The following is a 5,510-nucleotide window of genomic DNA, read 5'->3' as shown; positions in this document are numbered from 1 at the left end:
TTTTGGGGTTGCGAAGGTTGTTGTTTCGTAACCGAATAGTGGACGCGTGCAGAGCTTGCTTGAACTGTTTTGAAGCCAGTTCATGGGCTGTGTGTGGTGTAAGTTGTCGGCCTATTAGTACAGGTCAGCTTCACGAGTCTTTAGTTCTCGCTTCCACATCCTGCCTATCAACCCAGTGGTCTAGCTGGGGGCCTCTCGACACATAAAGTGTCATGGAAATCTTATCTCGAAGCGAGCTTCCCGCTTAGATGCTTTCAGCGGTTATCCCATCCGAACGTAGCTAATCAGCGGTGCACTTGGCAGTACAACTGACACACCAGAGGTTCGTCCGTCCCGGTCCTCTCGTACTAAGGACAGCCCTTCTCAAATTTCCTACGCGCGCAGAGGATAGGGACCGAACTGTCTCACGACGTTCTAAACCCAGCTCGCGTGCCGCTTTAATGGGCGAACAGCCCAACCCTTGGGACCAACTCCAGCCCCAGGATGCGACGAGCCGACATCGAGGTGCCAAACCATGCCGTCGATATGGACTCTTGGGCAAGATCAGCCTGTTATCCCCGAGGTACCTTTTATCCGTTGAGCGACGGCCGTTCCACAACGTGCCGCCGGATCACTAGTCCCGACTTTCGTCCCTGCTCGAGCTGTCACTCTCGCAGTCAAGCTCCCTTGTGCACTTACACTCGCCACCTGATTGCCAACCAGGCTGAGGGAACCTTTGGGCGCCTCCGTTACTCTTTAGGAGGCAACCGCCCCAGTTAAACTACCCATCAGGCACTGTCCCTGACCCGGATCACGGGCCGAGGTTAGGAATCCGATACAGCCAGAGTGGTATTTCAACGATGACTCCACGAACACTAGCGTGCCCGCTTCAAAGTCTCCCACCTATCCTACACAAGCTGCACCGAACACCAATACCAAACTATAGTAAAGGTCACGGGGTCTTTCCGTCCTTCTGCGCGTAACGAGCATCTTTACTCGTACTGCAATTTCGCCGAGTTCATGGTTGAGACAGTAGGGAAGTCGTTACTCCATTCGTGCAGGTCGGAACTTACCCGACAAGGAATTTCGCTACCTTAGGATGGTTATAGTTACCACCGCCGTTTACTGGGGCTTAAATTCTCCGCTTCGCAACAAGTTGCTAACAGGTCCTCTTAACCTTCCAGCACCGGGCAGGAGTCAGTCCGTATACATCGTCTTGCGACTTCGCACGGACCTGTGTTTTTAGTAAACAGTCGCTTCCCCCTGGTCTCTGCGGCCCCGATCCGCCTCCACCCAGCTAGTGGGTTTCACGGTTGGGGCCCCCCTTCTCCCGAAGTTACGGGGGCATTTTGCCGAGTTCCTTAACCATGATTCTCTCGATCGCCTCGGTATTCTCTACCAGATCACCTGTGTCGGTTTGGGGTACGGGCGGCTAGAACCTCGCGTCGATGCTTTTCTAGGCAGCATAGGATCACCGGATCACCCACATAGTGGGCGCCCATCAGGTCTCAGACATCATGCAGCGCGGATTTGCCTACGCCACGTCCTACACCCTTAGACCAGGTCAATTCCATTGCCTGGCCCGGCTACCTTCCTGCGTCACACCTGTTAATACGCTGACCTTTCCTGCTCGGGTCCCGCGCCGCACACACCGGTACACTCCCGAAGGAGCATGATGATGTCTTTGGGGCGGTTAGCATCACAAGATCAGTATGGGCGGTTCTTCGCCGGTACGGGAATATCAACCCGTTGTCCATCGACTACGCCTGTCGGCCTCGCCTTAGGTCCCGACTGACCCAGGGCAGATTAGCTTGACCCTGGAACCCTTGATCATTCGGCGGACGGGTTTCTCACCCGTCATTCGCTACTCATGCCTGCATTCTCACTCGTGCCGTCTCCACCACTGGTTTACACCGCGGCTTCACTGTCGGCACGACGCTCCCCTACCCATCCAGTCCCCTGAACCACGAAGGCTTGGGTACATAACTGAATGACGCAACTTCGGTGGTGTGCTTGAGCCCCGCTACATTGTCGGCGCGGAATCACTTGACCAGTGAGCTATTACGCACTCTTTCAAGGGTGGCTGCTTCTAAGCCAACCTCCTGGTTGTCTAAGCAACTCCACATCCTTTTCCACTTAGCACACGCTTTGGGACCTTAGTTGGCGTTCTGGGCTGTTTCCCTCTCGACTATGAAGCTTATCCCCCACAGTCTCACTGCTGCGCTCTCACTTACCGGCATTCGGAGTTTGGCTGACGTCAGTAACCTTGTAGGGCCCATTAGCCATCCAGTAGCTCTACCTCCGGTAAGAAACACGCAACGCTGCACCTAAATGCATTTCGGGGAGAACCAGCTATCACGGAGTTTGATTGGCCTTTCACCCCTACCCACAGCTCATCCCCTCCATTTTCAACTGAAGTGGGTTCGGTCCTCCACGCGCTCTTACACGCGCTTCAACCTGGCCATGGGTAGATCACTCCGCTTCGGGTCTAGACCGTGCCACTCAAGCGCCCTATTCAGACTCGCTTTCGCTACGGCTTCCCCACACGGGTTAACCTCGCGACACAGCACTAACTCGCAGGCTCATTCTTCAAAAGGCACGCCGTCACCCCTCAAGGCTCCGACGGTTTGTAAGCACATGGTTTCAGGTACTATTTCACTCCCCTCCCGGGGTACTTTTCACCTTTCCCTCACGGTACTTGTCCGCTATCGGTCATCGGGTAGTATTTAGGCTTACCAGGTGGTCCTGGCAGATTCACACGGGATTCCTCGAGCCCCGTGATACTTGGGGACACGCCACAGAACGGCAGCACGCATGACAGCTACGGGACTCACACCCTCTCTGGTACGGCTTTCAAACCGTTTCGCCTATACGTCTGCACCTCATCCCCCAGAAACGGCAGTCTCTGGACGGGCGACCCCACAACCCCCACACCGCAACCCCTGCCGGGTATCACACGATATAGGTTTAGCCCCATCCGCTTTCGCTCGCCACTACTCACGGAATCACTGTTGTTTTCTCTTCCTGCGGGTACTGAGATGTTTCACTTCCCCGCGTTCCCTCCACGCCACCTATGAATTCAGTGACGGGTAACACGACTCACATCGTGCTGGGTTTCCCCATTCGGAAATCCTGGTGTCAACGTCCGGTTATCGACTCGACCAGGCTTATCGCAGATTCCCACGTCCTTCTTCGGCTCCCGATGCCAAGGCATCCACCATGTGCCCTTAAAAACTTACAAACCACACAACCACAACAACCACCCCAAAGGGCAGCCATCCCAGCCATGCAACAAGAAGTTCTACATGAGCGTTATATGTTTATCGAGAAAACCACCACCACCAGATCCCAAAAGACCCAGCAGTGAGGTTTGATAAATAATCAAAATTGCTATGCAGAACATCAACACACGTGCTGATGCCCTGCAAGATGCTCGCGTCCACTATGCAGTTCCCAAACAACAACCCCAACCACCACCACACACCAACCACAACGGGCAGGCACATGATCGCCGGCAGGCAAAAACCGAACCCACAAACTCAAGCCCCCCAAAAGGGAACCCTCCGTCCGTTGATTCAGGACCCAATAGTGCGCCAAACCCAACACCAGCATCAAACACCCAGCCGTTCCAACCAACCTCAACGCTCCTCTTACGAGAACCACCGAAACCGGCGTACTAAACCAAACATCCAACACCAACCGTGAAAGAATAATTTGTTGACATTCCACCCATGAGCTCGATGCCCTCCAACACCAGTGGAGGCAACACCAAACACTAAACAAACATCACAAGCCCGCCATATGGACGGGCCAAACGCTTGCTAGCTGCTCCTTAGAAAGGAGGTGATCCAGCCGCACCTTCCGGTACGGCTACCTTGTTACGACTTAGTCCCAATCGCCAATCCCACCTTCGACGGCTCCCTCCCAAAAGGGTTAGGCCACCGGCTTCGGGTGTTACCAACTTTCGTGACTTGACGGGCGGTGTGTACAAGGCCCGGGAACGTATTCACCGCAGCGTTGCTGATCTGCGATTACTAGCGACTCCGACTTCATGGGGTCGAGTTGCAGACCCCAATCCGAACTGAGACCGGCTTTTTGGGATTAGCTCCACCTCACAGTATCGCAACCCTTTGTACCGGCCATTGTAGCATGCGTGAAGCCCAAGACATAAGGGGCATGATGATTTGACGTCGTCCCCACCTTCCTCCGAGTTGACCCCGGCAGTCTCCCATGAGTCCCCGGCATAACCCGCTGGCAACATGGAACGAGGGTTGCGCTCGTTGCGGGACTTAACCCAACATCTCACGACACGAGCTGACGACAACCATGCACCACCTGTGAACCAGCCCCGAAGGGAAACCACATCTCTGCGGCGATCTAATCCATGTCAAGCCTTGGTAAGGTTCTTCGCGTTGCATCGAATTAATCCGCATGCTCCGCCGCTTGTGCGGGCCCCCGTCAATTCCTTTGAGTTTTAGCCTTGCGGCCGTACTCCCCAGGCGGGGCACTTAATGCGTTAGCTACGGCGCGGAAAACGTGGAATGTCCCCCACACCTAGTGCCCAACGTTTACGGCATGGACTACCAGGGTATCTAATCCTGTTCGCTCCCCATGCTTTCGCTCCTCAGCGTCAGTTAATGCCCAGAGACCTGCCTTCGCCATCGGTGTTCCTCCTGATATCTGCGCATTTCACCGCTACACCAGGAATTCCAGTCTCCCCTACATCACTCTAGTCTGCCCGTACCCACCGCAGATCCGGAGTTAAGCCCCGGACTTTCACGGCAGACGCGACAAACCGCCTACGAGCTCTTTACGCCCAATAATTCCGGATAACGCTCGCACCCTACGTATTACCGCGGCTGCTGGCACGTAGTTAGCCGGTGCTTCTTCTGCAGGTACCGTCACTTTCGCTTCTTCCCTACTGAAAGAGGTTTACAACCCGAAGGCCGTCATCCCTCACGCGGCGTCGCTGCATCAGGCTTGCGCCCATTGTGCAATATTCCCCACTGCTGCCTCCCGTAGGAGTCTGGGCCGTGTCTCAGTCCCAGTGTGGCCGTCCACCCTCTCAGGCCGGCTACCCGTCGTCGCCTTGGTGAGCCACTACCTCACCAACAAGCTGATAGGCCGCGAGTCCATCCCCAACCGAAAAATCTTTCCACCAACCACCATGCGGCAGAAGGTAATATCCAGTATTAGACCCAGTTTCCCGGGCTTATCCCAGAGTCAGGGGCAGGTTACTCACGTGTTACTCACCCGTTCGCCACTAATCCCCCCAGCAAGCTGGAGATCATCGTTCGACTTGCATGTGTTAAGCACGCCGCCAGCGTTCATCCTGAGCCAGGATCAAACTCTCCGCAAAAAACAATGCGAAACAACCAACCAACACGGGAAAACGCATCAGCCAGCTGCATCATTTGAACCATGGCAATCGTCCATGCATCCCCACGGGGTGGAAACACACAAACAAACACCACTTCAATAAATAAAACGGTGTCAACAAACTTGGCACACTATTGAGTTCTCAAACAACG

At 54.8% G+C, this 5,510-nt stretch carries 2 rRNA genes; both read right to left on the bottom strand.

Features of this window, described 5'->3' with window-relative positions:
- Positions 1–94: 94 nt before the first annotated feature.
- Positions 95–3,220, bottom strand: a 23S ribosomal RNA gene (locus DWQ67_RS13500).
- Between the two features lie 595 nt (positions 3,221–3,815).
- Positions 3,816–5,338, bottom strand: a 16S ribosomal RNA gene (locus DWQ67_RS13495).
- The 16S and 23S rRNA genes sit together here, the layout of an rRNA operon.
- Positions 5,339–5,510 lie beyond the last annotated feature (172 nt).

Source organism: Galactobacter caseinivorans (assembly GCF_003640665.1).
GTDB classification, from domain to species: domain Bacteria; phylum Actinomycetota; class Actinomycetes; order Actinomycetales; family Micrococcaceae; genus Galactobacter; species Galactobacter caseinivorans.
This window is presented reverse-complemented; position numbering and strand designations above follow the sequence as displayed.